This is a genomic window from Brachyspira sp. SAP_772, assembly GCF_009755885.1.
In the GTDB taxonomy this organism is placed as follows: Bacteria; Spirochaetota; Brachyspiria; order Brachyspirales; family Brachyspiraceae; genus Brachyspira.
Genome location: NZ_VYIX01000265.1, coordinates 1 through 614 on the forward strand (window position 1 = coordinate 1; position 614 = coordinate 614).

1 pseudogene is annotated in these 614 nt (G+C 20.4%); it reads left to right on the plus strand.

Annotation, left to right across the window (positions count from 1 at the left end):
* Positions 1 to 218 (plus strand): annotated as a pseudogene (locus GQX97_RS13935) (hypothetical protein); the annotation flags it as partial.
* Between the last annotated feature and the right edge of the window lie 396 nt (positions 219 to 614).

The window sequence follows — 614 nt, forward strand, 5'->3', positions numbered from 1 at the left end:
GTGGATTATTTGATATATATTGGTTTTATAAATATGGAAATATTGTTTTTAATGATATGTATAAAAAAGCTGATATTGATAGTTATGGAGAGAATGCTTTTGTTTTGGTATTGTTTTTTTTAATTCCTTTTGGATATATATATTCTGTTGTTACATTGCAGTCTAAGCTTAATATTATTTATGATAAGATTGATATTATTAATGATGCTAATTCTTAATTAAAGTTTAAATTACATTTTCCAACCATAATTTTTTAAACTATGAGGCATATACCACACGTTAAACTAAATTATAAAAAAGAACTAATTATAAATATTATTTTGATTATATATATAGAGGCATTCACCGTGCGTTAAGAATTCTATAAACATATATTTACATTGACAAAAAGTGCCTATATATTAGAATTGAAAAACTATATATGATAAAATAATTTTAATTAAAGAGTAGTTAAATGAAAAATAAAAATAAAAAAAATGATAGCAAAGACAATATCAATATAATAGGTTTAATAATATATCTCTTCTTATCTTTAATTATACCGTCTACTGCAATATCATTTTTTGCTATGGCTGATAAAAATATAAAAGAAAAAAAAGAAATAATATATAATG